General features: G+C 73.6%; 24 protein-coding genes. 6 read left to right on the plus strand and 18 right to left on the minus strand.

Features of this window, described 5'->3' with window-relative positions:
• Nucleotides 1–16: 16 nt before the first annotated feature.
• The 6 genes from KPL60_RS25060 to gatC form a co-directional block, all read right to left on the minus strand.
• Entirely contained in the window at nt 17–1,417 is a 1,401-nt protein-coding gene (locus KPL60_RS25060) for an MFS transporter (RefSeq protein ID WP_226367393.1), read from the minus strand.
• A 220-nt stretch (nt 1,418–1,637) separates the two neighbouring features.
• Complete coding sequence (locus KPL60_RS25065) at nt 1,638–2,591, minus strand: LysR family transcriptional regulator (RefSeq protein WP_226350191.1); 954 nt, start codon at nt 2,589–2,591, stop codon at nt 1,638–1,640.
• Between the two features lie 157 nt (nt 2,592–2,748).
• Nucleotides 2,749–3,912 (minus strand): ROK family transcriptional regulator, encoded by a 1,164-nt coding sequence (locus tag KPL60_RS25070; protein ID WP_226367394.1) that lies wholly within the window; start codon nt 3,910–3,912, stop codon nt 2,749–2,751.
• Between the two features lie 67 nt (nt 3,913–3,979).
• On the minus strand, nt 3,980–5,482 hold the full coding sequence (gatB, locus tag KPL60_RS25075; protein ID WP_226367395.1) for an Asp-tRNA(Asn)/Glu-tRNA(Gln) amidotransferase subunit GatB: 1,503 nt from the start codon (nt 5,480–5,482) through the stop codon (nt 3,980–3,982).
• Nucleotides 5,479–6,987, minus strand: coding sequence for an Asp-tRNA(Asn)/Glu-tRNA(Gln) amidotransferase subunit GatA (gene gatA, locus KPL60_RS25080; protein ID WP_226350188.1), 1,509 nt, complete (start codon nt 6,985–6,987; stop codon nt 5,479–5,481). Before gatA ends, gatB begins: the two co-directional genes overlap by 4 nt.
• On the minus strand, nt 6,984–7,310 hold the full coding sequence (gatC, locus tag KPL60_RS25085) for an Asp-tRNA(Asn)/Glu-tRNA(Gln) amidotransferase subunit GatC (protein ID WP_226350187.1): 327 nt from the start codon (nt 7,308–7,310) through the stop codon (nt 6,984–6,986). Before gatC ends, gatA begins: the two co-directional genes overlap by 4 nt.
• A gap of 339 nt (nt 7,311–7,649) precedes the next feature.
• On the opposite strand from gatC, the gene KPL60_RS25090 reads away from it, so the two are divergent.
• Entirely contained in the window at nt 7,650–8,306 is a 657-nt protein-coding gene (locus tag KPL60_RS25090) for an amino acid-binding protein (RefSeq protein ID WP_226367396.1), read from the plus strand.
• A gap of 40 nt (nt 8,307–8,346) precedes the next feature.
• Here KPL60_RS25090 and KPL60_RS25095 read toward each other — a convergent pair whose 3' ends face one another.
• Together KPL60_RS25095 and ligA are read right to left on the minus strand one after the other, a co-directional pair.
• Nucleotides 8,347–9,066, minus strand: a complete 720-nt coding sequence (locus KPL60_RS25095) for a 3-keto-5-aminohexanoate cleavage protein (RefSeq protein WP_226367397.1) — start codon at nt 9,064–9,066, stop codon at nt 8,347–8,349.
• A gap of 239 nt (nt 9,067–9,305) precedes the next feature.
• On the minus strand, nt 9,306–11,750 hold the full coding sequence (ligA, locus tag KPL60_RS25100) for an NAD-dependent DNA ligase LigA (protein WP_226367398.1): 2,445 nt from the start codon (nt 11,748–11,750) through the stop codon (nt 9,306–9,308).
• Between the two features lie 114 nt (nt 11,751–11,864).
• Here ligA and KPL60_RS25105 point away from each other — a divergent pair, with 114 nt between their 5' ends.
• From KPL60_RS25105 to KPL60_RS25115, 3 genes are read left to right on the plus strand one after another with little or no spacing between them, the layout of a single operon-like run.
• Nucleotides 11,865–12,248, plus strand: coding sequence for an ankyrin repeat domain-containing protein (locus KPL60_RS25105; protein ID WP_226367399.1), 384 nt, complete (start codon nt 11,865–11,867; stop codon nt 12,246–12,248).
• Nucleotides 12,249–12,298: 50 nt separating this feature from the next.
• Nucleotides 12,299–13,945, plus strand: a complete 1,647-nt coding sequence (locus KPL60_RS25110; protein WP_226367400.1) for a peptide chain release factor 3 — start codon at nt 12,299–12,301, stop codon at nt 13,943–13,945.
• A gap of 37 nt (nt 13,946–13,982) precedes the next feature.
• Entirely contained in the window at nt 13,983–14,804 is an 822-nt protein-coding gene (locus tag KPL60_RS25115) for a DMT family transporter (protein WP_226368231.1), read from the plus strand.
• Between the two features lie 5 nt (nt 14,805–14,809).
• On the opposite strand, the gene KPL60_RS25120 is transcribed toward KPL60_RS25115, so the two are convergent.
• Nucleotides 14,810–15,316 (minus strand): MarR family winged helix-turn-helix transcriptional regulator, encoded by a 507-nt coding sequence (locus KPL60_RS25120; protein WP_226350182.1) that lies wholly within the window; start codon nt 15,314–15,316, stop codon nt 14,810–14,812.
• A gap of 66 nt (nt 15,317–15,382) precedes the next feature.
• Between KPL60_RS25120 and KPL60_RS25125 the strand changes: the two genes are divergently transcribed.
• Entirely contained in the window at nt 15,383–15,934 is a 552-nt protein-coding gene (locus KPL60_RS25125) for an SRPBCC family protein (protein WP_226367401.1), read from the plus strand.
• A 10-nt stretch (nt 15,935–15,944) separates the two neighbouring features.
• On the opposite strand, the gene KPL60_RS25130 is transcribed toward KPL60_RS25125, so the two are convergent.
• From KPL60_RS25130 to KPL60_RS25160, 7 genes are all read right to left on the minus strand, one after another.
• Complete coding sequence (locus tag KPL60_RS25130) at nt 15,945–16,340, minus strand: VOC family protein (protein WP_226350180.1); 396 nt, start codon at nt 16,338–16,340, stop codon at nt 15,945–15,947.
• 115 nt (nt 16,341–16,455) lie between these two features.
• Nucleotides 16,456–17,115, minus strand: coding sequence for an SDR family oxidoreductase (locus KPL60_RS25135; RefSeq protein ID WP_226367402.1), 660 nt, complete (start codon nt 17,113–17,115; stop codon nt 16,456–16,458).
• Nucleotides 17,115–18,170, minus strand: coding sequence for a catalase family protein (locus KPL60_RS25140; protein ID WP_226350178.1), 1,056 nt, complete (start codon nt 18,168–18,170; stop codon nt 17,115–17,117). Before KPL60_RS25140 ends, KPL60_RS25135 begins: the two co-directional genes overlap by 1 nt.
• Nucleotides 18,171–18,189: 19 nt before the next feature.
• On the minus strand, nt 18,190–18,891 hold the full coding sequence (locus KPL60_RS25145; protein ID WP_226350177.1) for an SDR family NAD(P)-dependent oxidoreductase: 702 nt from the start codon (nt 18,889–18,891) through the stop codon (nt 18,190–18,192).
• Between the two features lie 38 nt (nt 18,892–18,929).
• Entirely contained in the window at nt 18,930–19,481 is a 552-nt protein-coding gene (locus KPL60_RS25150) for a FumA C-terminus/TtdB family hydratase beta subunit (protein WP_226350176.1), read from the minus strand.
• A complete protein-coding gene (locus KPL60_RS25155) occupies nt 19,478–20,323 on the minus strand; it encodes a fumarate hydratase (RefSeq protein ID WP_226367403.1) in 846 nt (281 codons plus the stop codon). Before KPL60_RS25155 ends, KPL60_RS25150 begins: the two co-directional genes overlap by 4 nt.
• Before the next feature lie 36 nt (nt 20,324–20,359).
• Nucleotides 20,360–20,761, minus strand: a complete 402-nt coding sequence (locus tag KPL60_RS25160) for a hypothetical protein (protein WP_226350174.1) — start codon at nt 20,759–20,761, stop codon at nt 20,360–20,362.
• 104 nt (nt 20,762–20,865) lie between these two features.
• On the opposite strand from KPL60_RS25160, the gene KPL60_RS25165 reads away from it, so the two are divergent.
• The gene (locus KPL60_RS25165; RefSeq protein WP_226367404.1) at nt 20,866–21,645 is read left to right on the plus strand and encodes an isocitrate lyase/phosphoenolpyruvate mutase family protein; all 780 of its coding nucleotides are present in this window, start codon (nt 20,866–20,868) and stop codon (nt 21,643–21,645) included.
• A 43-nt stretch (nt 21,646–21,688) separates the two neighbouring features.
• Here KPL60_RS25165 and KPL60_RS25170 read toward each other — a convergent pair whose 3' ends face one another.
• Both KPL60_RS25170 and KPL60_RS25175 read right to left on the minus strand, forming a co-directional pair.
• Nucleotides 21,689–23,341 (minus strand): GMC family oxidoreductase, encoded by a 1,653-nt coding sequence (locus tag KPL60_RS25170; RefSeq protein ID WP_226367405.1) that lies wholly within the window; start codon nt 23,339–23,341, stop codon nt 21,689–21,691.
• Between the two features lie 10 nt (nt 23,342–23,351).
• Nucleotides 23,352–23,981 (minus strand): gluconate 2-dehydrogenase subunit 3 family protein, encoded by a 630-nt coding sequence (locus tag KPL60_RS25175; RefSeq protein WP_226367406.1) that lies wholly within the window; start codon nt 23,979–23,981, stop codon nt 23,352–23,354.
• Nucleotide 23,982: the final 1 nt, after the last annotated feature.

The following is a 23,982-nucleotide window of genomic DNA, read 5'->3' on the forward strand; positions in this document are numbered from 1 at the left end:
CGTCCGCTGTGCCCGCTCACGAGCCGACCCGGTCCGCGACGGGTGCCGGCTGCGCGGCCGGCGTCGGTGCGGGCAGGCCCGCGAGGTCCTGGTCGAGCAGCAGGCTCGTCCCGGCCGTCTCGCGCATGCTCAGGGCGGCGACGAGACCGATCGCCGCGGCGGCCATCAGGTACGGGCCGGGGACGAGCAGGCTCCCGGTGGTCGCGATGAGCACGGTCATGAGGAACGGGACCGTGCCGGCGAACAGCGCGGCGCTGACGTTGTAGGCGATGGACAGACCGCCCTGGCGGGTGCGGGTCGGGAGGGTCTCGACCGACCACACCGCGTAGGTCCCGAGGATCGCCGAGAGGATCACCGCCAGGCCGAGCGCGGCGACCACGGTGCCGACCATGCCGGTCTGCATCAGCAGGTAGGCCGGCGTCGCCGTCACCAGCAGGACGACCGCGGCCGTCACCAGCACCGGCTTGCGGCCGGTCCGGTCCGACAGCCTGCCGAACACCGGCACCAGGACCAGCCCGAGCAGCGACGCGCAGGTCGACAGCAGCGCCGCGCTCTCGGCCGAGTGGCCCAGGTGGTCGGTCTGGTAGGTCACCAGGTAGGTCAGCACCGAGTAGAACAGGACGTGCATCATCGTCATCAGCCCGGCGACCTGCAGCAGCTGGCGCCAGTTGCTGCGGAACAGCTCCCGCGCGGGGCGGCGGGAGACCGAGTCGGTCGCCTCCAGCGCCCGGTACTCCGGGGTGTCCTCGATCTTCGCCCGGATGACGTACCCGATGACGCCCATCGGCGCGGCGATCAGGAACGGGATCCGCCAGCCCCAGGCGGTGATCTCCTCCGCGGTCAGCGACACCGAGAGCAGGTAGAAGGTGAACGAGCCGCCGAGGAAGCCGAGCAGCGCGCCGACCTCGAGCCAGCTCGTCCCGAACCCGCGGCGGCGCCGCGGCGCGGACTCGGCGAGGAAGCTCGCCGCGCTGCCGAACTCGCCACCGGCGGCGAAGCCCTGCACCAGCCGGATCGCGACCAGCAGGATCGGGGCGGCGATGCCGATCGTCGCGTAGCCGGGGAGCAGGCCGATCGCCAGCGTCGCCACCGACATGATCACGATGACGATCGACAGCGTGCGGCGCCGCCCGATGCGGTCGCCGAGCGGCCCGAACACCAGCGCGCCGATCGGCCGGATCCCGAACGAGACCGCGAACACCGCGAACACCGACAGGACGCCGGCGACGTGGTTCTCCGCGGGGAAGAACACCACGGCCAGGGTCGTGGCCAGGTAGGCGTAGACGGCCCAGTCGAACCAGTGGACGAAGACGCCGACGGCGCCGGCGACGACGCTGCGGCGCATGGTGGCCGGGTCGGGCCGGCCCGCGGCGTCGAGCGCGGCCTCGGCCGCGGAGCGGGCGGTGGGTTCGGACACGGATCCCCCAGCGGGTCTCGTCGTGGACCACGGCCGGAACCCGGGGGAACGGGCCGTGAGCAGCGGCGGGAACATCCACGGCCGCGTGGGGGACGACGCTAGGCAACGGAGGGAAAGTCGATCAAACAGTGAAATGCGGTCCGCTGCATCGGTTCGATCGATGCAGTTGCGTCCGTGTATCACCCCTGTCACGGCCCCGTGACCACGGCCGGTGGAGGGCTCAGTCGTCGCCGTCGTCCACCGACGGGTCACCGGCCGCCACCCGGTGCCGGTGGGCGACCTCACGGGCGGCGTCGGTGACGGCGCGGGCGCGGGCCGTCCGGCGCGCCGACTCCATCCAGGCGACGACGACCGACAGCGCCGGGACGTCGTCGGCGATCGGCCGGCTCTCGACCGTGCCCCCGGTGTAGGTGTCGCCGTGCGTGGGCCGCTGGTTGAGCACCGAGAAGCCGAGCCCGCGCGCGACCATCCCGCGGACGGCCTCCACGCTGTGCGAGCGGTACGCGACCGGCGGGGTCACCCCGGCCGTGGCCAGCACGTCGCGGAAGTACTCCCGGCTGTGCGGCAGGTCCAGCAGCACCATCGGCTCGTCGGCCAGGTCGATCAGGCGCACCTGCGCCGCGCCGGCCAGCCGGTGCCCCGGCGGGAGGATCACGTACGGCGGGGCGTGCGCGACCACCTCGCGGGTCACCCCCGGCCCGAGCCCCAGGTCGTAGGTGACGGCGACCTCGACGGTGCCGCTGCGCAGCGCGGCGCTCACCGCGGCCGCCTCGAGCTCCAGCACCTCGACCGCCAGCCCCGGGCAGTGCTCGCTCAGCTCGGCGAGCAGCGACGGCAGCAGGAACGGGACGAGGGTGACCATGCAGGCCAGCGTGATCCGGCCCCGGACCTCGTCCCCGCGGCCGCGTGCCGCGTCCAGCACCTCGCCGAGGTGGTCGAGCAGCCCGCGCACGTCGCGCAGGAACGCCTCGCCGGCCGCGGTCAGGACGAGCCCGCGGGCGTGCCTGCGCAGGAACAGCGGGGTCCCGACCTGCTTCTCCAGCTGGGCGATCGACGCCGAGACCGCCGACTGCGCGACGCGGAGCTCCTCCGCGGCACGCGTCATGCTCAACGTCGACGCGGCCTCGACGAAGTAGCGCAGCTGGGTGAGCGTGACGTCCGGCCGGCGGCTCACGACGCCCGGTCCGACAGCGACATGACCCCTCCCGTCCCGGGCTCCGACCGTGACCACGGATCCCGTGCCCGGAGTCTCCCGGGCAGGGAGGATCGGCACAATCGATGCAACACCCCGCGAGCCCCGCCGGAACCGATGCGACACCCGCGGCCGGTGGTCAGCGGATGAGCAGCGTCGCCGGGCGCGCGGAGAAGGCGTGTTCGAGCACGAGACAGGCGGCGCCGACGACGGCGGCGTCGTCGCCGAGGGCGCTGCCGCGCACGTCGACCTCGTGCACCCGCCGGGCCTCGGTGGTGGCGGTGACGACGTCGCGCACGATCGGCAGGAACACCGGCGCAGTCCGCGACCACGCCGGCCCGCCGAGGACGACGGCGCCGACGTCGAGCGCGTTGCACAGGGTCACCGCGGCGCGCGCGATCCGCCCGGCGCTGCGGGCGAGGATGCCGTGCGCGACCGGGTCGTCGGCGGCCCGCGCGCAGAGCGTGCTGAACGCGGCGTCCACCCGGCGGTCGGTGGCGTCGTGCGGCAGCGGGTCGAGCACCCCGGCCGCGGCGGCCTCGGCCACCAGGGTGCGGGGCATGCCCGACGGGCCGACGCAGCCGGGCTGGCCGCACGGGCAGGGCGGCCCGTCCGGCGCCACCATGAGGTGCCCGATCTCGCCGGCGTTGTCGGTGCTGCCCGGCAGCAGCTCCCCGCCCACCACGAACCCGGCGCCGAGCCCGGTGCCCAGGTAGAGGAACACGAAGTCGGCCGGGTCGGGGTCGTGCCACAGCTCCCCGACCGCGGCTGCGGCGGTGTCCTTGTGCATCACCACCGGCAGCCCGGTCGCGTCCCTGACCAGGGACCGCAGCGCGACCCGGTCCCAGCCGGGCAACAGCGGCGCACCGACCACGACGCCGGCGCCGGTGTCCACCGGGCCGGGCGTCGCGATGCCCACGCCGAGCACCCGGTCGGGCGGCACCCCCGCGGTCACCTCGGTCACCGCGGCCGCGACCGCGGTGACCAGCTCGTCCGGCGTCGTCGCCGACGCGGCGACGGTGCGGCGGGCGGCCACGACCGCCGCGGTGAGGTCGACCAGGACGACCGCGGTCACCGTCGGGTCGACGTGCACCCCGACGGCGTAGCTGCCCGCCGGGTCCAGCCGCAGCGTCGCGGGCGGCCGGCCGCGCCCCTGCGACCCGACCGGTTCCCGCTCGTCGACCAGGCCGCGTTCGACCAGCCTGCGGACGATGTTGGTGATCGACTGTGCGGACAGCCCGGTGGCCGTGGACAGCTCCGCCCGGGACAGGTCGTGCCGGGCGCGCCGCAGCGCGTCCAGCACGACCGCCTGGTTGAAGTCGCCGATCCGGGGCAGGTTCGCGCCCCGGCGGGCCCGGGCCCCGGTCAGGTCAGGCCCCGACCCGCTCGACGATCAGCTCGCGGACCCGCTTGGCGTCGGCCTGGCCCTTCGTCGCCTTCATGACCGCACCGACGATCGCCCCGGCGGCCTGGACCTTGCCGCCGCGGATCTTCTCCGCGACGTCGGGCTGCTCGGCCAGCGCCGCGTCGACGGCGGCGATCAGCGCGCCCTCGTCGGAGACGACCTTCAGCCCGCGGGCCGCGACGACCTCGTCCGGGCCGCCCTCGCCGTCGAGCACGCCGTCGACGACCTGGCGGGCGAGCTTGTTGGTCAGCTCCCCGGTGGCGACGAGCTCGATCACCCGGGCGACCTGCTCCGGCGTGATCCCGAGGTCGGCGAGCTCGACGGAGCGGGTGTTGGCCTGCTGGGCGAGGTAGGACACCCACCACGAGCGGGCCTCCTGCGACGGCGCACCCGCCGCGACGGTGGCCTCGACCAGCTCCAGCGCGCCGCCGTTGACCAGGTCGCGGATCTCCTCGTCGGAGATGCCCCACTCGGTCTGGATGCGCTTGCGGCGCTCCCACGGCAGCTCGGGCAGGGTGCCGCGCAGCTCCTCGACCCACTCGGCCGACGGCGCGATCGGGACCAGGTCGGGCTCCGGGAAGTACCGGTAGTCCTCCGAGGTCTCCTTGCGCCGCCCGGCGCGGGTGTGGCCGGTGGACTCGTCGAAGTGCCGGGTCTCCTGGACGATCTCGCCGCCGGCGTCGAGGACGCCCGCCTGCCGGCCCATCTCGTGCCGGACCGCACGCTCGACCGACCGCAGCGAGTTGACGTTCTTCGTCTCGGTGCGGGTGCCCAGCGCGCCGCCCTTCGGCGACAGCGACAGGTTCACGTCGGCACGCATCGAGCCCTGGTCCATCCGGACGTCGGAGACGCCCAGGGACTGGATCAGGTCGCGCAGCGCGGTGACGTAGGCGCGGGCCACCTCCGGGGCGCGGGCCCCGGTGTCCGGGATCATCTTCGTGACGATCTCGATCAGCGGGACGCCCGCCCGGTTGTAGTCGAGCAGCGAGTGGTCCGCGCCGTGGATGCGACCGTCGGAGCCGCCCACGTGCAGCGACTTGCCGGTGTCCTCCTCCATGTGCGCGCGCTCGATGCCGATCCGGACGACCTCGCCGTCGTCCAGGGTCAGGTCCAGGAACCCGTCGACGGCGATCGGCTCGTCGTACTGGGAGGTCTGGAAGTTCTTCGGCATGTCCGGGTAGAAGTAGTTCTTCCGGGCGAACCGGCCCCACGGCGCGATCGAGCAGTTCAGCGCCAGGCCGATCCGGATCGCCGACTCCACCGCGGCCCGGTTGACCACCGGCAGCGCGCCGGGCAGGCCCAGGCAGACCGGGCAGACCTGGGTGTTCGGCTCGGCGCCGAACTCCGTCGGGCAGCCGCAGAACATCTTGGTGTTCGTCGACAGCTCGACGTGCACCTCGATGCCCAGCACCGGGTCGTACCGGGCGACGACGTCGTCGAAGTCGACGAGCTCCACGGACGTGGTCATGCCCTCACCCCTGCAACCTCCGGGACGCGGGCGATCAGCGGACCGCCCTCGTCGGCGTCGCGGGCGGCCTCGAACGCCGCCCCGACGCGGTACATGACGGCCTCGCCGAGCGCGGGGGCCATGATCTGCAGACCGGTCGGGAGCCCCTCGGAGATCCCGTTGGGCACCGACATGCCGGCCACCCCGGCCAGGTTGGTCGGGATGGTGGCCAGGTCGTTCAGGTACATGGCCAGCGGGTCGTCGACCTTGTCCCCGATCGGGAACGGCACGGTCGGCGCGGTCGGCGACACGAGCACGTCGGCCTGGGCGAACGCCGCGTCGAAGTCCCGGCTGATCAGCGTGCGGACCTTCTGCGCCTGGCCGTAGTAGGCGTCGTAGTAGCCGCTGGACAGCGCGTAGGTGCCGAGCATGATCCGCCGCTTGACCTCGGGCCCGAAGCCCTGCTCGCGGGTGTTGGCCATGACCTCCTCCGCGGAGCGGCCCTCGGCCGCGCGCAGGCCGTAGCGCATGGCGTCGAACCGGGCGAGGTTCGACGACACCTCGCTCGGCAGGATCAGGTAGTACGCGGCCATGCCGTACTCGAAGTGCGGGCAGGAGACCTCGACGATCTCCGCGCCCAGCTTCTCCAGGCTGCGCAGCGACGCGTCGAACGCCGACCGGACGCCGGGCTGGTAGCCCTCGCCCCCCAGCTCGCGCACGACGCCGACCTTCAGCCCCGACAGGTCACCGGTCGCACCCTGGCGCGCGGCCTCGACCACGGCCGGGACCGGCCGGTCGATCGAGGTCGAGTCGCGCGGGTCGTGGCCGCCGATGACCTCGTGCAGCAGCGCCGCGTCCAGCACGGTGCGCGCGCACGGCCCGCCCTGGTCCAGCGACGACGCGCAGGCGACCAGCCCGTAGCGGGAGACCTGGCCGTAGGTGGGCTTGACGCCGACGGTGCCGGTGAACGCGGCGGGCTGGCGGATCGAGCCACCGGTGTCGGTGCCGATCGCCAGCGGCGCCTCGAACGCGGCCAGCGCCGCCGCCGAGCCGCCGCCGGAGCCGCCCGGCACCCGGGTGGTGTCCCACGGGTTGCGGGTGACGCCGTACGCGGAGTGCTCGGTGGACGAGCCCATCGCGAACTCGTCCATGTTGGTCTTGCCCAGGATCGTGATCCCGGCGGCGCGCAGGCGCGCGGTGACCGTCGCGTCGTAGGGCGGCTGCCAGCCCTCGAGGATCCGCGAGCCGCAGGTGGTGGGCATGTCCGAGGTGGTGAACACGTCCTTGAGCGCCAGCGGCACCCCGGCCAGCGGGGACTCCGGTGCCTCGCCCGCGGCGATCCGCTCGTCGACCAGCGCAGCGCTCGCCAGCGCGGACTCGGCGCCGACGTGCAGGAACGCGTGCACCTCGCCGTCGACGGCGGCGATCCGGTCGAGGTGGGCCTGCGCGGCCTCCACGGCGGAGACCTCACGGGAGTGGATCTTCTCGGCGAGCTCGGCGGCGGTCAGCCGGATCAGGTCGCTCACTGCTCCTCCCCCAGGATCCGCGGGACGCGGAAGCGCCCGTCCTCGGCGGCCGGGGCGCCGGCGAGCGCCTGCGCCTGGTCGAGGCCGGGGCGGCGCTCGTCCGGGCGGAAGACGTTCTCCAGCGGGACGGCGTGCGAGGTCGGCGGGATGTCGTCGGCGGCGACCTCCCCGACCCGGGCCACCGACCCGATGATCACGTCGAGCTGCGACGCGAAGGTGTCCAGCTCGGAGTCGGTGACGGCCAGGCGGGCCAGCCGGGCGAGGTGTGCGACCTCGTCCCGGGTGATGACCCCGCCCGTCCGCTCCGCGGAATCGGCGGTCATGCCCCTCCTCGGGATGGTGTCCGATGATGACGACGGCGGGTGGACGGTCGCGACGGTGTCCTGGCAGCGGCGACGACGGTGCGACCGCCGGTCCGGCTGCCGACACGACCCGGTCGCTCCCGCGCGCGCCGGTCTACCCGCCCGAGTCTATTCCCGCCGGTCCACCGGCCGATCGCCCCCCGGTGACCGGGCGCGCACACCCCGCTGCGGGTGGCGGGTGACCGACGGGCCCGCGGGTGGCAGGATCATCGTTCCCGCCCGGAACCGCTCCCCGCCGCTCCGGTGCGGTGCACACGCGTGCCGACGAGGCGCCCGCTGTCGAGGGAGAGGATCCACTCCGTGTCGTTCCTGCTCCGGGTCGTCCTCCCGGACAAGCCCGGCAATCTCGGCGCCGTCGCCTCCGCCCTCGGCGGGGCCGGGGCGGACATCCTCAGCGTGGACGTCGTGGAACGCGGCGACGGCCAGGCGGTCGACGACATCGCCGTCGAGCTGCCGACCAACCGGCCGCCGGACGTGCTCATCACCGCCGCCGAGTCGGTGCCCGGGGTGTCGGTGGAGTCGGTGCGCCCGCACACCGGGCAGCTGGACACCCACCGCGAGCTGGAGCTGCTCGACGAGATCGCCGGCGACCACGCCCACGGGCTCGACCTGCTCGCCGCCGAGGTGCCGCGGCTGTTCCGCGCCGGCTGGGCGCTGGTCGCGGTCAGCGAGCACGGCCGCTCCTACCGGATCGCGGAGAGCTCCGCGGCGCCCGAGACCCGGTCCGGGGACCTGCCCTGGCTGCCGCTGGACCGGGCGATCGCCCTCGACGACAGCCACTGGGTCCCCGAGCCCTGGCGGGCGATGGACACCGAGCTGGCCGCCGCGCCGTTCGGGACCGGGGTGCCGCCGAAGACGCTGGTGGTCGGGCGGCCGGGCGGGCCGGTGTTCCGGCCGTCGGAGCTCGCGCGGCTGGCGCACCTCGCGGGGATCGTCGCGACGGTGCTGAAGGCCTGACCGCCGCTGCCGCCCGCCGTGACCGCGGCGGGCGGTCCGGTCAGACCCGGATCGACAGGGCGGTGCGGACGAGGTCGTCGTTGCCGGTCGCGAGCCATCCGTCGGGGCGCACCAGGACGTCCTCGAAGCCGATCCGGGTGTCGATGTTGACCCGGGTCGTGTACTCCAGCACCGGCCAGGCGCCCTCCTCCTCGCCGTGCAGCAGCACGGGGACGGGGGGCTGACCGAGCGCGCGCAGGATCCGGATGCCCTCGGCGACGGCGGTCTCCGGGTCGATCACCGTCGACTCCGCGATCACCCGCCGGGTCCCCGGGGGCAGCCCGTTCTGGCGGAGGGTGACGGCGTCGCCGCTGGTCCAGACGCCGAGCTCGACGGCGATGCCGACCGACCACGCGGCGTGGCAGACCTCGGTCCAGCCGAGCTCGTGCACGTTGACGCCGCACACGTCGGGCTTGCCGGAGCCGAGCCGGCCCCAGGACAGGACGGTCTCGACGCGGTCCTTCGGGTCGGGCTGGATCCAGCGCCCGGTCGGGACGCCGATCTCGATGCCCGGGGCCTCCTGGCGGATCAGCGACACGACGTCGCCGACCACGGCGGGCTCGATCGACTCGGCACCGCTGTCGTCGCGCGGGTGCACGTGCACCGAGGTGACGCCGAGCCGGGCGACGGCCCGGGCGTCGCGGGCGAGATGGCGGGCCAGGGTCGGCAGCGCCGGGTGCGCGTCCGCCGGTCGTGAGCCGTTGAGCGCCGCCTGCAACACCGTGTGTTCCCCGATCCGAGTGGTCGTCCTCCCGCCGGGAGGACCCCGCCGTGCAACCGAGAGTAGGCGGTGATCGACCGCGGCCCGCGGCCGGGCGCGGGCGCGCCCGGGGGACGTCGACGTCCGGCCGCCGGGCCGCGCCGGACGTCGAACACGCCCGGTGAGCGGTCGCTCACCGTCGGCGTGGCGCACGCCGAGTCGCCGGACGGGACGGACCGGCCGGGTGCCCGGACCGGCGGTCAGGCGTCGGCGGCCTGCTCGCGCGCCGCGTCGGGACCGCGGTCGAGCAGGACCGAGAACCCGGCCTCGTCCAGCACAGGCACCCCGAGCTCGACGGCCTTGTCGTACTTCGAGCCGGGTGCCTCCCCCGCGACGACGAACGCCGTCTTCTTCGACACCGACCCGGCCGCGCGCCCGCCGCGGGCCATGATCGCCTCCTTGGCCTCGTCGCGGGACCAGTTCTCCATCGAGCCGGTGATCACGATCGAGAGGCCCTCCAGGAAGCGGGGCACCGAGTCGTCGACCTCGTCCTCCATCGCGACGCCCGCGGCCCGCCACTTCTGCACGACCTCGCGGTGCCAGTCGACGGAGAACCAGTCCCGCACCGCCGCCGCGATGGTCGGGCCCACGCCGTCGACTCCGGCGATCGGGGCGAGCGCCTCGGCCACGGCCTTCGCCCGGGCGCGCGCGGCCGCCCGCTCCTGCTTCGCGGCCTCGACGGCCGCGGCGTCCGCCTCGTCGGCGTTCTCGTCGGCGTTCTCCGCGCCGTCCGCGCCCGCGGCGTCGTCCGCGCCCGCGGCGTCGTCCACGGCTTGCGGGGAGTCCGCGGCTTGCGGGGAGTCCGCCGCCCCGGCGGTGGTCGCCGCCTCCGCCTCCGCGGTCTCGACGTCGCCGGCCGCCTCGGCGGCGGCGCCCTCGGCCGTCGACGCCGCGGCCTCGGCCGCGGCGTCGTCCTCCCCCGCGGTCCCGTCGGAGACGATGGCGACCCCGGCCGCCTCGGTGTCCGCCTTCGCCTGCGCCGCGGCGCGTTCCAGGGCCTCCATCGAGCCGAACTCGCGGCCCAGCGCCTGCGCGGCGGTCGGCCCGACGTGGCGGATCGACAGACCCACCAGCACCCGCCACAGCGGCCGGTCCTTCGCCGCCTCCAGGTTCGTGAGCAGCTTGCGGCCGTTGACCGTCAGCTCGCCCTTCTGGTTGCGGAACAGCTCGGTCCGCAGCAGGTCGTCCTCGGTCAGGGCGAACACGTCACCCTCGTCGGTCAGCACGCCCGAGGTCAGCAGCGCCACGGCGGCCTCGTAGCCGAGCCCCTCGATGTCGAACGCGCCGCGGCCCGCGACGTGGAACAGCCGCTCCCGCAGCTGCGCCGGGCAGGAGCGGGCGTTCGGGCAGCGCCGGTCGACGTCGCCCGCCTTCTGCTGCACCAGCGCGGTGCCACACTCGGGACAGTGCGTCGGCATCACGAACTCGCGCTCGGAGCCGTCGCGCACGTCGGCCACCGGGCCCAGCACCTCGGGGATCACGTCGCCCGCCTTGCGGATGACCACCCGGTCGCCGATCAGCACGCCCTTGCGGCGCACCTCGTCGGCGTTGTGCAGGGTCGCCATCTCGACAGTGGACCCGGCGACCTTCACCGGCTCCATCACCGCGAACGGGGTGACCCGGCCGGTGCGCCCGACGTTGACCCGGATGTCGAGCAGCCGCGTGGTGGCCTGCTCCGGCGGGTACTTGTAGGCGATCGCCCAGCGCGGGAACCGGGAGGTCGCGCCGAGCCTGCGCTGCAGCGCCACCTCGTCGACCTTCACGACCACGCCGTCGATCTCGTGCTCGACGTCGTGCCGGTGCTCGCCCCAGTGCTCGACGTACTCGATCACTCGTCCGATGCCCTGCAGCACGGTCGTGCGCGGCGAGATCGGCAGGCCCCAGGCGACCAGCGCGTCGTAGGCGTGGGACTGGGTGTCGGGGGTGAACCCCTCCCGCTTGCCCAGGCCGTGGCAGATCAGCCGCAGGTTGCGCGAGCCGGTGACCCGCGGGTCCTTCTGGCGCAGCGAGCCGGCCGCGGTGTTGCGGGGGTTCGCGAACGGCTCCTTGCCGGCCTCGACCAGCGAGGCGTTGAGCCGCTCGAAGTCCTCCAGCCGGAAGTAGACCTCGCCCCGGACCTCGACGAGCCCCGGCACCGGGAACTCCTCGGCGCCGGTGAGCTGCTCGGGCACCTCGGCGAGGGTGCGCATGTTGAGCGTGATGTCCTCGCCGGTGCGCCCGTCGCCGCGGGTCAGGGCCCGGGTGAGCCGCCCGTCGGTGTAGAGCAGGTTCACCGCGAGCCCGTCGATCTTGAGCTCGCACAGGTAGTGGAGGTCCTCGCCCACCTCCTTCGTCACCCGCTCCTGCCAGGTGCGCAGGTCGTCGGGCGAGAAGGCGTTGTCCAGGGACAGCATCCGCTCGAGGTGGTCGTACGCGGTGAAGTCGGTGGAGAACGTGCCGCCGACGCGCTGGCTCGGCGAGTCCGGCGTGACCAGCTCGGGGTGTGCCTCCTCCAGCGCGAGCAGCTCGTGCCACAGCTCGTCGAACTGGCCGTCGGAGACGACCGGCGCGTCCAGCACGTAGTACCGGAACTGGTGGTCGGCCACCTCGGCCGCCAGCTGCGCGTGGCGCTCGCGGGCCTGCGGGGCGTCGGACTGGGAACTCACGACGCGCAGGTTAGCGGCGACCCCCGACAGCCACCCGTCGCCGAGTGCTCCCGTCCGGGTGGCGGCACCGGAACGGCACCGGCGGGGCGGCCGCGGTGCCCCTACCGTGGCGGGGTGGACCAGGCCGCCGTGGAACTCGCGCACCGGATGTTCGACCTGGCCCGCGAGGGTGCGGCGGAGCAGCTGGCCGCCTACCTCGACGCGGGCGTCCCGGTCGGGCTGACCGATCCCAAGGGCGACACCCTGCTGATCCTCGCCGCCTACTACGGCCACGACGCCGTCGTCGCCGACCTGCTGGCCCGCGGCGCGGAGCCGGACCACACCAACGACCGCGGCCAGACCGCGCTCGCCGCCGCGCTGTTCGCCCGGTCGGCGCCGTCGGTGACCGCGCTGCTCGCCGCGGGCGCCGACCCGCACCACGGCAGCCCGTCGGCGTGGGCGACCGTCGAGCACTTCGACCTGCCCGACATGCGGGCGCTGCTGGAAGCGGGGACCTGAGCCGGGCGCCGTCGTCGGGGAGTGTCGGTGGCGACGCCTAGAATGCGGGTGTGAGCACCACCGAGAGCGCGGCCCAGAGGGAGACGGCACCGTCGTCCGGAACCGCCGGCGACGCGCGCGTCGTCGGTGAGACCGCCCGCCGGCGGACGTTCGCGGTGATCTCCCACCCCGACGCGGGCAAGTCGACGCTGACCGAGGCGCTGGCGCTGCACGCGGAGGTCATCGACTCCGCCGGTGCGGTGCACGGCAAGTCCGGCCGCAAGGGCGTCACCTCGGACTGGATGGAGATGGAGCGCGCCCGCGGCATCTCGGTGTCCTCGGCGGTGCTGCAGTTCGCCTACCGCGACTGCGTGATCAACCTGCTCGACACCCCCGGCCACGGTGACTTCTCCGAGGACACCTACCGGGTGCTTGCCGCCGTCGACGCCGCGGTGATGCTGCTCGACGCCGCGAAGGGCCTCGAGCCGCAGACCCTCAAGCTCTTCGACGTCTGCCGCTCGCGCGGTGTCCCGATCGTCACCTTCGTCAACAAGTGGGACCGGCCCGGCCGCGAGGCCCTGGAGCTGCTCGACGAGGTCGAGCAGACCATCGGCCTGCGCCCGATGCCGCTGACCTGGCCGCTGGGCATCGCCGGACAGTTCAAGGGGCTCATCGAGCGCACCACCGGCGAGTACACCGCGTTCACCCGCGCCGCGGGCGGCGCGACCAAGGCCACCGCCCAGGTCGTCGACGCCGAGACGATCGCCGCGCAGGAGCCGGAGTACTGGCAGAACGCGCAGGACGAGCTGGGCCTGCTCGACGAGATCGGCGCCGGGTTCGACGAGGAGGGCTTCCGCTCCGGCAAGGCCACCCCGGTGCTGTTCGGGTCGGCGCTGTCGAACATCGGCGTCGCCCGGCTGCTCGACTCGCTGGTCGACCTGGCCCCGCCGCCCGCCCCCCGCCCGGACGTGAAGGGCGACGACCGCCCGCTCGAGGCGCCCACCTCCGGACTGATCTTCAAGGTCCAGGCCGGCATGGACAAGGCGCACCGCGACCGGATGGCGTTCCTGCGGATCTGCTCGGGCCGGTTCGAGCGCGGCATGGTGCTCACCCACGCCGCGACCGGGAAGCCCTTCGCCACCAAGTACGCCCAGTCGGTGTTCGGCGCCGAGCGCAGGACCGTCGAGGAGGCCTTCCCCGGCGACATCGTCGGCCTGGTCAACGCCACCGCCCTGCGCCCCGGCGACACGCTCTACGCCGCCGACCCGGTCGAGTTCCCCTCGATCCCGGCGTTCGCCCCCGAGCACTTCGCGGTGATCCGCGCGAAGGACGCGGGCAAGTACAAGCAGTTCCGCAAGGGGATCGAGCAGCTCGGCAACGAGGCGGTCATCCAGATCCTGCGCTCGGACCTGCGCGGTGACCAGGCGCCGGTGCTGGCGGCGGTCGGGCCACTGCAGTTCGACGTCGTCACCACGCGCCTGGAGACCGAGTTCAACGCCCCGGTCACCCTCGACCGGCTGCCGTACCAGATCGCGCGCCTGGTCGACGCCGAGGCGGTCGAGAAGCTGGCCGGGCAGTCCGAGTGCGAGGTCCTGCGCCGCGACGCCGACGGCGAGCACCTCGCGCTGTTCACCAACAAGTGGCGGATGGACATCATCCAGCGCAAGTTCCCGGACATGCGGTTCGAGGCCATGCCCGCCGGGTCCTCGATCTCCTGATCCGCTGAACACCGTCGCCGCGATCGGCGCCGCGCTGCTGTCGGCGCTGCTCTTCGCGCTCGCCGCCGTCGCCCAGCAGACCTCGGCGGCGGCGGACCCGCACGACCGGGGGCTGCGGATGCTGGCGCGGCTGGTCCGCGACCCGCGCTGGCTGGCCGGGTCGCTGGGTGACACGGCGGCGTTCGCGATGCAGGCCGTCGCGCTCGGGTTCGGGTCGCTGCTGCTGGCGCAGCCGATCATCGTGACCCAGCTGGTGTTCGCGCTGCCGCTGGCCGCGCGCTGGGCCGGGCGACGACCGTCGCGCGCCGAGCTGACCTGGGCGACGGTGCTGGTCGTGGCGCTGGTGCTGTTCGTGACCGTCGGTGAGCCGACCGCGGGGGTGGACCGGGCCGGGCTCGCGGCGTGGGCGCCGACGGGGTCGGTGCTGCTGGTGCTGTTCGCCGCCTGTCTGCTCGCGGCCCGGGTGACGACCGGGACGCCGCGGGCGCTGCTGCTCGCCGCCGCGACCGGTATCGCCTACGGCGTCGTCGCGGCGCTCACCCTCGGCGTGGTGGACACGCTGTCCGACGGGCTGGTCGCGCTGCTGACCTCGTGGGAGACGTGGGTGCTGGTCGTCGCCGTCGTCGGGGGGACGCTGCTGCAGCAGTCCGCCTTCCAGGCCGGCGCGCTGGGGGCGTCGCTGCCGGCGGTGGTCGTCGGGGAGCCGGTCGTGGCGGCCGTGGTCGGTGTGACCGTGCTGGACGAGCGGCTCGACACCGGCGGGGCCGGGTGGCTGCTCGTCGGTGTGCTGGTGGTGGTGCTGGTGGTCGCCACGATCGCGCTGGCCCGGGCGTCGGCGCGGACCGGCAACCGGGTCTGAGCCGCTCAGCCGGTCTCGAGCCCCGCGAGAAGCGCACGCAGCAGGTCGTCGAAAGCGACGCGGTCCGCCGGGCCGAGGGCGGCGAGCATGTCCCGCTCGTTCGCCACGTGCTCGGTGACCAGGCGGTCCACCAGGTCCCGCCCGCCGTCGGTGAGCGTGACCAGGATGCTGCGCCGGTTCTCCGGGTCGAGCCGTCGCTCGACGTGGCCGAGGTCGTCGAGGCGGTCGAGGCGGTGCGTCATCGCGGCCGGGGACAGCATCAGGGTCCGGCTGAGCTGCGACGGTGTCAGCGTGTACGGCGTTCCGGCCCGCCGCAGTGCGGCGAGCACGTCGAACTCGCCGGTGCGCAGGCCGTGCCCGGCGAACACCCGCTCGACGCGTGGCGCGGCGAGCGCCGCGATGCGGCCGAGCCGCCCGATCGTCGCCATCGCGGCCAGGCCGTCGCCGTCCAGGTCCGGGCGCTCCCGGCGCCACTGGTCCACCAGGTCGTCGACGGCGTCGTGATCGGGCACCGGCCGATGGTAGGTCGACGTCGAAAACACTGGAGCTTAATATTTCGATATCGTACTGTTTATAGCATGAATAATCTCACCGTCGCCGCCGAGACCATCGTCGACGCCCCGGCCGCCGAGACCTGGGCCGTTCTCGCCGACTACGCCCGCGACGTGCAGTGGCGCACGGGAGTGCGGCGGATGACCCCCACCCCCGAGGGCCCGGTCCGCGCGGGCACGACGACACACGAGGTGCTGGGCACGGCCGGTCGCACCACGCGCAACGACGGCCTGGTCACCGAGGTCGTCGCCGGGCGCCGGTTCGCGTGGCGCACGACGGCGGGCGTCGACGCCGACGGGACGCGCGAGGTCGTCCCCCTCGGCGGCGACGCCTGCCGGGTCCGGCTGACGCTGCGGGTCCGGCCACCCGGCGTGCTGCGCCTGGTGCCGGGGCCGCTGCGGTGGATGCTCGCCCGCACCCTCCGGTCCGATCTCGCCCGGCTGCGCGTCCTCGTCGAGCTGGGCGGGACCGACCCGGAGCAGACGGACGGCGCCGACCTGACCGGGAGCGGGTTCACCGGCCCGGAGGGTCGCGACGACCGGCGCGACGGCCCCGGGCTGCTCGGCCTGCTCCGCTGACCGGTACGGGTCAGGAGGCGAGGACGAAGAACTCCAGGGCGTTGCCGTCCGGGTCCTTGAAGGACAGCGCGAGCCCGTAGTCGGCCTCGACGATCCCGTCGTGGGCGATGCCGACGGAGTCGAGGTGGTCACGCCACTGCTCGATCTCGCCGCGGTCGGCGACACCGAACCCGACGTGGTCCATACCCGGCCGGTTCGGCGCGAACGTGTCGCCGGTGTCGACCGAGTCGTGCCGGGTCAGGCCGAGCAGCTGGCCCGACGGGAGCGCGAACACACGCCGGTGGAACGGGCCGTCCGACAGGGTCATCGCCGGCTCGGCGCCGATCAGCTTCGTGTACCAGGGCTCGCTGGCGTCCAGGTCGGTGACCGACAGGGCGAGGTGGTGGATGGCGGGGAACTCGGGCACGGGACGACCTCCGGATCGCATGGCGGGACGTGCATGTCCGGGGTTCCCGTTCCGCCCGATGATCAATCGTGCACTACCGGTCTACGTCGCGGCCGGGCGGGCGGGGTGCGGCGGGTCAGCCCGCGGCGTCGGCGGGGTCGCCGAAGCGGGTGTCGAGCGGCCAGGCCCCGGCGGGCAGCCGGTGCAGCCGGGCGTAGTGCTCGGCGATGTCGTCCGGGTCGTAGGCGGTGCCCGGCGCGACCGGGCCGCACACGGTGACGGTCGCCGACCGCACGCCGCGCGGGCCGAACTCGGCGTCGAGCAGCTCGGCCAGCGCACGCAGCCCGGCCTTGCCCAGCGACAGGCTCGTCAGCTGCGGCAGCGGGTGCGGCATGCCGGCCGTCATCAGGTAGCTGCCGCCGTCGCGGTCGGCCATCGCTGGGAGCAGGGCCGCGGCGGTGGTCACCGCGCCGCCGACGTTGACCGCGTACGTGTGGAGCAGCGTCGCCGCGTCGAGCCCGGTGACGGTGTCGGTGCGGATCACTCCGGCGTTGTAGACGACGACCTCGGGCACCCCGAGCCGCGCGACCAGCTCGTCGAGCGCGGCGCGCAGTGCTGCCTCGTCGGCGACGTCGGCGGTGACACCGACCGCGCCGTCGGACAGGTCCGTGAGCAGGGCGTCCACGGTGGGCGACGAGCGGGCGAGCACCCCGACCGGATGCCCGGACCCGGCGAAGCGGCGGGCGACCGAGCGGCCGATGCCCGGCCCCGCGCCGACGACGAACACGGCGGCCATCAGTCGGGCAGTTCCGAGGCGGACCGCATCTCGGTCACCGCGACCGCGTTCATGTCGCCCCGCTGCGCACCGAGCTCCTGGTAGGCGCGACGGCGGAGCCGGTTGACCGATCCCAGCGGGCGGTGCGCGGCGAGTCCGTGCCACGGCCGGAACGCGAGCCGGTCGTCGGCGAACACCCGGCGTTGCGGCGAGTACGCGTGCTGCGGCCGGAACCTCAGCGTCGCGACGGTGACGTAGGGCGACAGGTCCTGCGGCCAGTCGACCGCGGCGTCCTCCACGGGCATCGCGTCGGCGTCGGTGCGCAGCTGCACCCGGACGTCGAACACGGTGTCGCGGGTGGAGGTCCACTCCTCGACCAGGCTCTGGAGCACGCCGCGGGAGTCGTCGTCGCCGATCTCACGGGACGCGAGACCCTCCTGCTCCGGCGTGCCCGGGTACAGACCGATCTTGGCGACGTAGTCGCCGTGGCGGAACACGCCCTGGGTGTAGTACGCGTGCGCCAGCGGGTGGATGTTCGCGAGCCGACCGAAGGCGCCGAGCTCATGGGCGTCGGGTCGCTGTGCGACCTCCTCGTCGATCTTCTCGGGCTCGGAGAAGTGTCGCTCGCGGATCTCGGTGATCTCCATGAACTTCTTCGCCGTGCCCGGTGGCAGCACGGGCAGGGTGTTGAACAGCAGGTCGTGCACCCGGTGGTCCGGGTCGGACGGGTGCAGGGTCTCGCCCCGGACGTCGAAGACCTTGAGGGAGAACCCGCGCGCGTTGGGCTGCCGGTCGTCGTCGAGCTGGCCGGTCTCGGTCGCGATCCGGGCGACGGCGTCGTACTCGCCGGGGGTCGCGAACAGGCCCTGGGCCAGCTCGGCCGGCAGGTCGCGGTGTACCTGCAGGGTCCCGCGGAGCACGCCGTGGCTCTTGGCGTGCGTCGCGCGGTACCCGTGGCGGTGCAGGTCGAAGGTCATCGCGTTGGTGCGGAGCAGGGAGTCGATGCAGCGCCGGATGTGCTCGTCCTCGTCCGGCTGGAGCTGTTCGACGGCGTCGGTGTAGGGGATCGGTGGCACACCACCGATGTACCCGGGATCAGGTCGTCCATCCCCCCGACACCGGCACGATCTGCCCGGCCATGAAGTCGCTGGCCGCCGACGCCAGCGCCAGCGCGAGCTCTGCGGCCTCGCGCCCCTCCCCGAGGCGCCCGGCCGGGATCTGTGCCTCGAACGACCCGCGGACCTCGTCGTCGTCGAGCATCTCGTCGGTGTAGTACATGTTGTTGCGCACGTGCGCCGGGCCCAGCCCGTTCACCTGCACGTTGAAGGGCGCGGCCTCGGCTCCGACGACCTGCAGGAACGCGTTCTGAGCGCCGCGCGCAGCGGAGTAGACGGCCAGCCCCGGGATGGCCCGCAGCGGGGTCGCGCTCGTCGCGGCGACGATCTTGCCCGACCGTCGCGCGGTCATCGCGGGCAGCGCCGCCCGCACGATCCGCAGCAGCGGCCAGACGAGCTCGTCGAGGTAGTCCTGGAACTCGGCGTCGGTGAACTCGCGGACGTCGCCGATCATGTCGGTGACGGGCATCCGGGCGGGCGGTCCGGCGAAGTTGGCGACGAGCACGTCGATCTCACCGGCGTCGGCGACGACGCGGGGCGCCACGTCCGGGCCGGTCGTGTAGTCGGTGGTGTCGGCGACGACGTCCGCGCCCTCGGCGCGGAACAGCTCCACCACCGGGGGTCCGATGTAGCGGTCGGCGTGGGTGACGAGCACCCGCTTGCCCTCGAGGCGTCCGGTCATGATCCTGATCGTCCCGTTCGTGACGGGGTGCCGCATCTTTAGCGGTCGCGCCGCCAGCGGGCCGGTCCGTCGTCGTAGAGGTCCCCGCCGTGCAGGTCGTCGACCACGAGCACCGGGAAGTCGCGGACCTCCAGCCGCCGGACCGCCTCGGTCCCCAGGTCGTCGTAGGCGATCACCTCGGCCGCGGTGACGCACTGCGACAGCAGCGCCGCGGTCCCCTCGACCGCTCCGAAGTAGACGCAACCGTGCTCGCGCATCGAGGCCTTCACCTCGGCCGAGCGCCGTCCCTTGCCGATCATGCCGCGCAGACCCCGCTCGATCAGCAGCGGTGAGTACGGGTCGCAGCGCGACGCCGTCGTCGGTCCTGCGGAGCCGATCGGGTGGCCGGGGCGGGCCGGGGTGGGGCCGACGAAGTAGATCGTGGCGCCGTCGACGTCGACCGGGAGCGGCTCCCCCGCCCGGATCGCCTCGGCGAACCGGGCGTGCGCGGCGTCGCGCGCGGTCAGCATCTCGCCGGTGAGCAGCACGGAGTCCCCGGCCCGCAGGTCGCCGAGCACGTCGTGGTCCAGCGGCAGGTCGAGGTGCTTCACAGGGTCACCTCCCGGACGCGGTGCGAGTGGCAGTCGAGGTTGATCGCGACCGGGAACGCCGCGATGTGCGTCGGGTACGCCTCGATGTGCACCGACAGCGCGGTCACCGTGCCGCCGAAGCCGGCCGGGCCGATCCCGGTGGCGTTGACGGCGTCGAGGATCTCCCGTTCCAGGTCGGCGATCGCCGGATCCGGCGACGGCGACCCGGTCGGGTCGCGGGTCAGCGCCCGCTTGGCGAGGACCGCGGCCCGGTCGAACGTGCCGCCCATGCCGATCCCGATCGTCACCGGAGGCGACGCCGACGGTCCGGCCCGCTCGACCGTCTCGACCACGAAGTCGGTCATGCCGCCGACGCCCGCGGCCGGCGTGAGCATCCGCAGCGCGCTCATGTTGTCGCAGCCCGCGCCCTTGACCAGCAGGGTCAGCCGGACGCCGTCGCCCTCGACGAGGTCGTAGTGCACCATCGCCGGGGTGTTGTCACCGGTGTTGGTGCGGTCCACCGGCGACCGGACCAGCGAGGCGCGCAGGTACCCCTCGCGGTAGCCCTCGGCGACGCCGCGGTCGATCGCCGCCGCCAGCGAACCCCCGGAGAAGTGCACGTCCTGCCCGATCTCCAGGAAGCAGACCGCGTAGCCGGTGTCCTGACAGAACGCGATGTGCTCGCGCGCGGACACCTCGGCGTTGGCGAGCAGCCGGTCGAGCACCTCGCGCCCGGTCGGGGACTCCTCGACGTCCCGCGCGCGGCGCAGCGCGGCCAGGTGGTCCCCGCGCAGCTCGTGGTTGGCCTCGACGCACAGGCGTCGCACGGTGTCGGCCACGACGCCGACGTCGATGTCCCGCATCCCGCCATGATCGGGCCGGTCGGCCGGCCCCGCAGGTCAGGGCGTGTGGCAGACGTCCGGCGCACAGGCCGGTGTGGTGTCGGTGCCGTCGAGCGGGGCGGGCCCCGGCCCGGTGACGGCGAGGATCACGAACGCGGCCAGCCAGATCAGCCCGCCGGCCAGCCCGGCCACCGACAGTCCTGCGGCAGAGATCGCGGTGCGGGACCGGCCCGGGCAGGCGCGGACCGCGCCCAGCGTGCCGAGCACCAGACCCCCGACGGTCAGGACCACCCCGGCGGAGGCGAGTGCGAGACCGGCGACGGTCAGCGGCGACACCGCGGACAGCGCGATCGCGACGGCGACGAACACCGAGCCCAGCGCTCCCAGTACGAGCGCGGACGACCCGAGGCCACCCCGCGGGGTGGTCGGGTGTCGGGTGTCGGACCGGTCTCGGAGCACGGCACCAGAATCGGGGTCGGACGGCCCCACCGCTGTCAGGGACACGACAGATCCTCAGTTCTGGGTACGCGGCGGGCTCCCCGGAACCGTCCTACGGTGGCCGCATGACCTCCACCGCCGAGAAGGCCACGAAGCTGCAGGAGCTGCACGCCGCGTCCGAGCTGCTGCTCGTCGTCAACGTCTGGGACGCGATCACCGCGAAGGTCGTCGCCGAGACGCCGGGCACGAAGGCCCTGGCCACCGCCAGCCACGGCATCGCCGCCTCCCGCGGCTACGAGGACGGCGAGAACATCCCGCGCGACCTCATGATCGCCGAGGTCGGGCTGATCGCGAAGGTCGCGGGCGACCTGCCGGTCACCGCGGACCTGGAGGCCGGCTACGGCGACCCGGGCGGCACCGTGGCCCGCGCGATCGACGTCGGCATCGTCGGGGCGAACCTGGAGGACCAGGTCAAGCCGCTCGCCGACGCCGTGAAGGCGGTCGAGGCGGCCGTCGCCGCGGCGGAGTCGGCGGGCGTGGACTTCGTGCTGAACGCCCGGACCGACGCGTTCCTCAAGGCGGGCGACAAGGACCCCGAGGCCGTACTGGCCGACGCGATCGAGCGCGGGAAGGCCTATCTCGACGCCGGCGCGTCGAACTTCTTCGTGCCCGGCAAGCTCGACGAGACCCAGGTCGGACGCCTGGTCGAGGCGCTCGGCGAGCGCAGGGTCAACCTGATCGGCATCCCCGGGTCGATCCCGCTGAAGACCGCGCAGGAGCTGGGCGTCGCCCGCGTGTCCTACGGGCCGTGGAGCCAGAACGTGGCGCTGACCGCGCTGGCGGGCCTCGCCGAGGACGTCTACGCCGGCGGCGGTCTGCCCGAGGGCACCCGCAAGCTGAACTGAGCGGCACCGGGCCGGCGCCACGCGGCGCCGGCCCGGCCCGGCCTCACATGTCCGGCGCGTCCGCGTTGGACGGTGTCGTCGTCTGGGCGACGATCGCGTCCCAGTTGCGCAGGATGTACTCGCCCGTCCGCTGGGACAGCGCGCCGATGGTGCTCGTCGGGTTGACCGCGGCCCCGGTGGTGAGGGTGCTGCCGTCGCAGACGAACAGGTTCGGCACGTCCCAGGTCTGGCACCACTTGTTGAGCACCGAGTCGCCGGGGTTGTTCCCCATCCGGCAGGTGCCCATGAGGTGCCAGGCCGGCGGCGGGTAGAGCACGCCGGTGTCGTTGGTCTCCACCGCCCCGACCGCCCGCGTGGCCTCGAAGATCTTGTCGATCCCGTACTCCGCGAGCGCGATGTCGTTGGCGTGCAGCTCGTAGTTCACGTGTGCCGCGGGCAGGCCCGAGCTGTCGGTCACGTCGTGGTTCAACGTCACCGTGTTCGTCTCCACCGGCAGGTCCTCACCGAACATGAAGACCATCAGGTGGTTGGCGAAGTGGCCGTCGAAGAACTCGCGGTGCCGCTCGCCCCACGGTGCGGTGTAGCCGGTGTGCGTGCCCATCGCGGCGTAGGCCGGCCCGAAGCTGCGCGCCACCTGCATGCCGAAGCCGTTGACGAATCCCCTGCTCACGTCGGTGTGGTAGAACTCGTGGCTGTACAGGGGCGCGCCGAAGCTGCCCTTGTAGCCCTCGATGGGCTCGTCGAACCACGAGTCGCAGAACGCGAAGACGTGGTGCATCAGGTACTTGCCGACGATGCCGTTGGAGTTCGCCAGCCCGTCCGGATGCCCCTTCTGCGCGCTCTGCAGCAGCAGCCGCGGCGACCCGATCCCGTTGGCCGCGAGCACCACGATCTTCGCCCGGATCTCGTGCCGGTCGCCGGTGTCGCGGTCGATGTAGGTCGCCCCGGTGGCCTTCCCGTTCGCGGCGTTGATCTGCTCGACCCGGGCCATCGTGCGCAGGTCCGCGCCATGCCGGATCGCATAGGGCCAGTGCGCGTTGGACGGGGTGGACAGCGACCCGGTCGGTGAGCCGGACAGCTCGTTGCCCATCGCCTGGTCGGCCTGCCGGTTCTCCCGGTCCCGCGTGATGATCGCGTTGTCCGACGGCCACCAGTGCCAGCCCAGGTCGCGCGAGGCCTTCGCGTACTTGAGCCCGAGCTTGCCGGGCAGCACCTCCGGGTCACGGACGGCCTGCTTGCGGTCCGGATAGGACGGGTCACCGATGCGGCCGGAGATGCCGTAGATCTCGTCGTTCTCGTCGTAGAACGGGGCGAGGTCCTCGTAGCTGATCGGCCAGTCGATCGTGCCCTCGAGGCCGTGCTCGGTGCCCTTGCGGAAGTCGACGGGCTTGTAGCGGGGCCAGTGGCCCGCGTAGTGCATCGTCGAGCCGCCGACGTTGTTCATCATGTACGGCGTCGTGACGCCGGTGACCGGGTAGTCCTCGGGCAGCTGCCGGACGTTGGGGTCGTAGGCCCAGCCGCGCTGCTTCTCCAGCTCCCACTCGTCGTGGTAGTGCGGGTGGTCGCTCGGGGTGACCCACGGCCCCTGCTCCAGGCAGGTCACCTTCACCCCGGCCTTCGCGAGCTTCAGCGCGATCCCGGCCCCGCCGGGGCCCGCACCGATGATCAGGACGTCGGTCTCCTCGTAGGCAGCCATGACGTACTCCTCACTTGGTCCAGGACAGCTGGGACAGGTCGACGCGCACGACGTCGTCGGTCTCGAGGTAGGAGCCGTGCTCCTGGGCCTGCGTGAGCAGGTCCTCGTCCCAGGGCTCGGTGGTCTGCAGGTAGCCGTAGGGCAGCGGCGGGCCGTGGTAGTCGCGCCCGGCGGGCAGGTTGCGGTTGATCGCCAGCGTCACGACGGGCCGGGAGTAGTAGCCGTAGTAGACGAGTGCGCGCAGCTGCTCGAACAGCGGGTCCTCGGCCTTCTCCAGCGCGGCGACCGCCTCGGTGCGGGCGACGACGTCACCGTCCACGAAGGACTGCCCGAGCCGGTCGAGACCGGCCTTGAACGCGTCCTCCTCGGCGAACGGGAAGTGCTTGTTGCGGTACCCGGACGGCGTGACGTAGCGGCCGACGAAGGTCACGAGGTCGACCTCGCTCGCGGTCGGCCACGCCGGGTCCGGCGGGATGAGGGTGTCGGCGACGGCGTTCAGCACCGCGGTCTGGGTCCCGTCGAACCGGATCGGGTTCAGCAGGCCGCCGATCCGCGGGCGGCCGCTCTCGAAGAACCCGCCGGCCTCGCCCGGGTTCGCGGTCTCCGCCGGTGCTCCGAAGGGAGCAGGTGCGTCGTTCATC

It is taken from the genome of Pseudonocardia sp. ICBG162 (genome assembly GCF_020496225.1).
GTDB lineage: Bacteria > Actinomycetota > Actinomycetes > Mycobacteriales > Pseudonocardiaceae > Pseudonocardia > Pseudonocardia alni.

Excerpts from the sequence above, each read along its gene's own strand:
- gatB (WP_226367395.1), bottom strand. The coding sequence starts at position 5,482 with ATGACCACGTCCGTGGAGCTCGTCGACTTCGACGACGTCGTCGCCCGG.
- gatC (WP_226350187.1), bottom strand. The coding sequence starts at position 7,310 with ATGACCGCCGATTCCGCGGAGCGGACGGGCGGGGTCATCACCCGGGAC.
- KPL60_RS25125 (WP_226367401.1), top strand. The coding sequence starts at position 15,383 with ATGAATAATCTCACCGTCGCCGCCGAGACCATCGTCGACGCCCCGGCC.
- KPL60_RS25135 (WP_226367402.1), bottom strand. The coding sequence starts at position 17,115 with ATGGCCGCCGTGTTCGTCGTCGGCGCGGGGCCGGGCATCGGCCGCTCG.
- KPL60_RS25145 (WP_226350177.1), bottom strand. The coding sequence starts at position 18,891 with ATGACCGGACGCCTCGAGGGCAAGCGGGTGCTCGTCACCCACGCCGAC.
- KPL60_RS25155 (WP_226367403.1), bottom strand. The coding sequence starts at position 20,323 with ATGCGGGACATCGACGTCGGCGTCGTGGCCGACACCGTGCGACGCCTG.
- KPL60_RS25165 (WP_226367404.1), top strand. The coding sequence starts at position 20,866 with ATGACCTCCACCGCCGAGAAGGCCACGAAGCTGCAGGAGCTGCACGCC.
- KPL60_RS25170 (WP_226367405.1), bottom strand. The coding sequence starts at position 23,341 with ATGGCTGCCTACGAGGAGACCGACGTCCTGATCATCGGTGCGGGCCCC.
- KPL60_RS25175 (WP_226367406.1), bottom strand. The coding sequence starts at position 23,981 with ATGAACGACGCACCTGCTCCCTTCGGAGCACCGGCGGAGACCGCGAAC.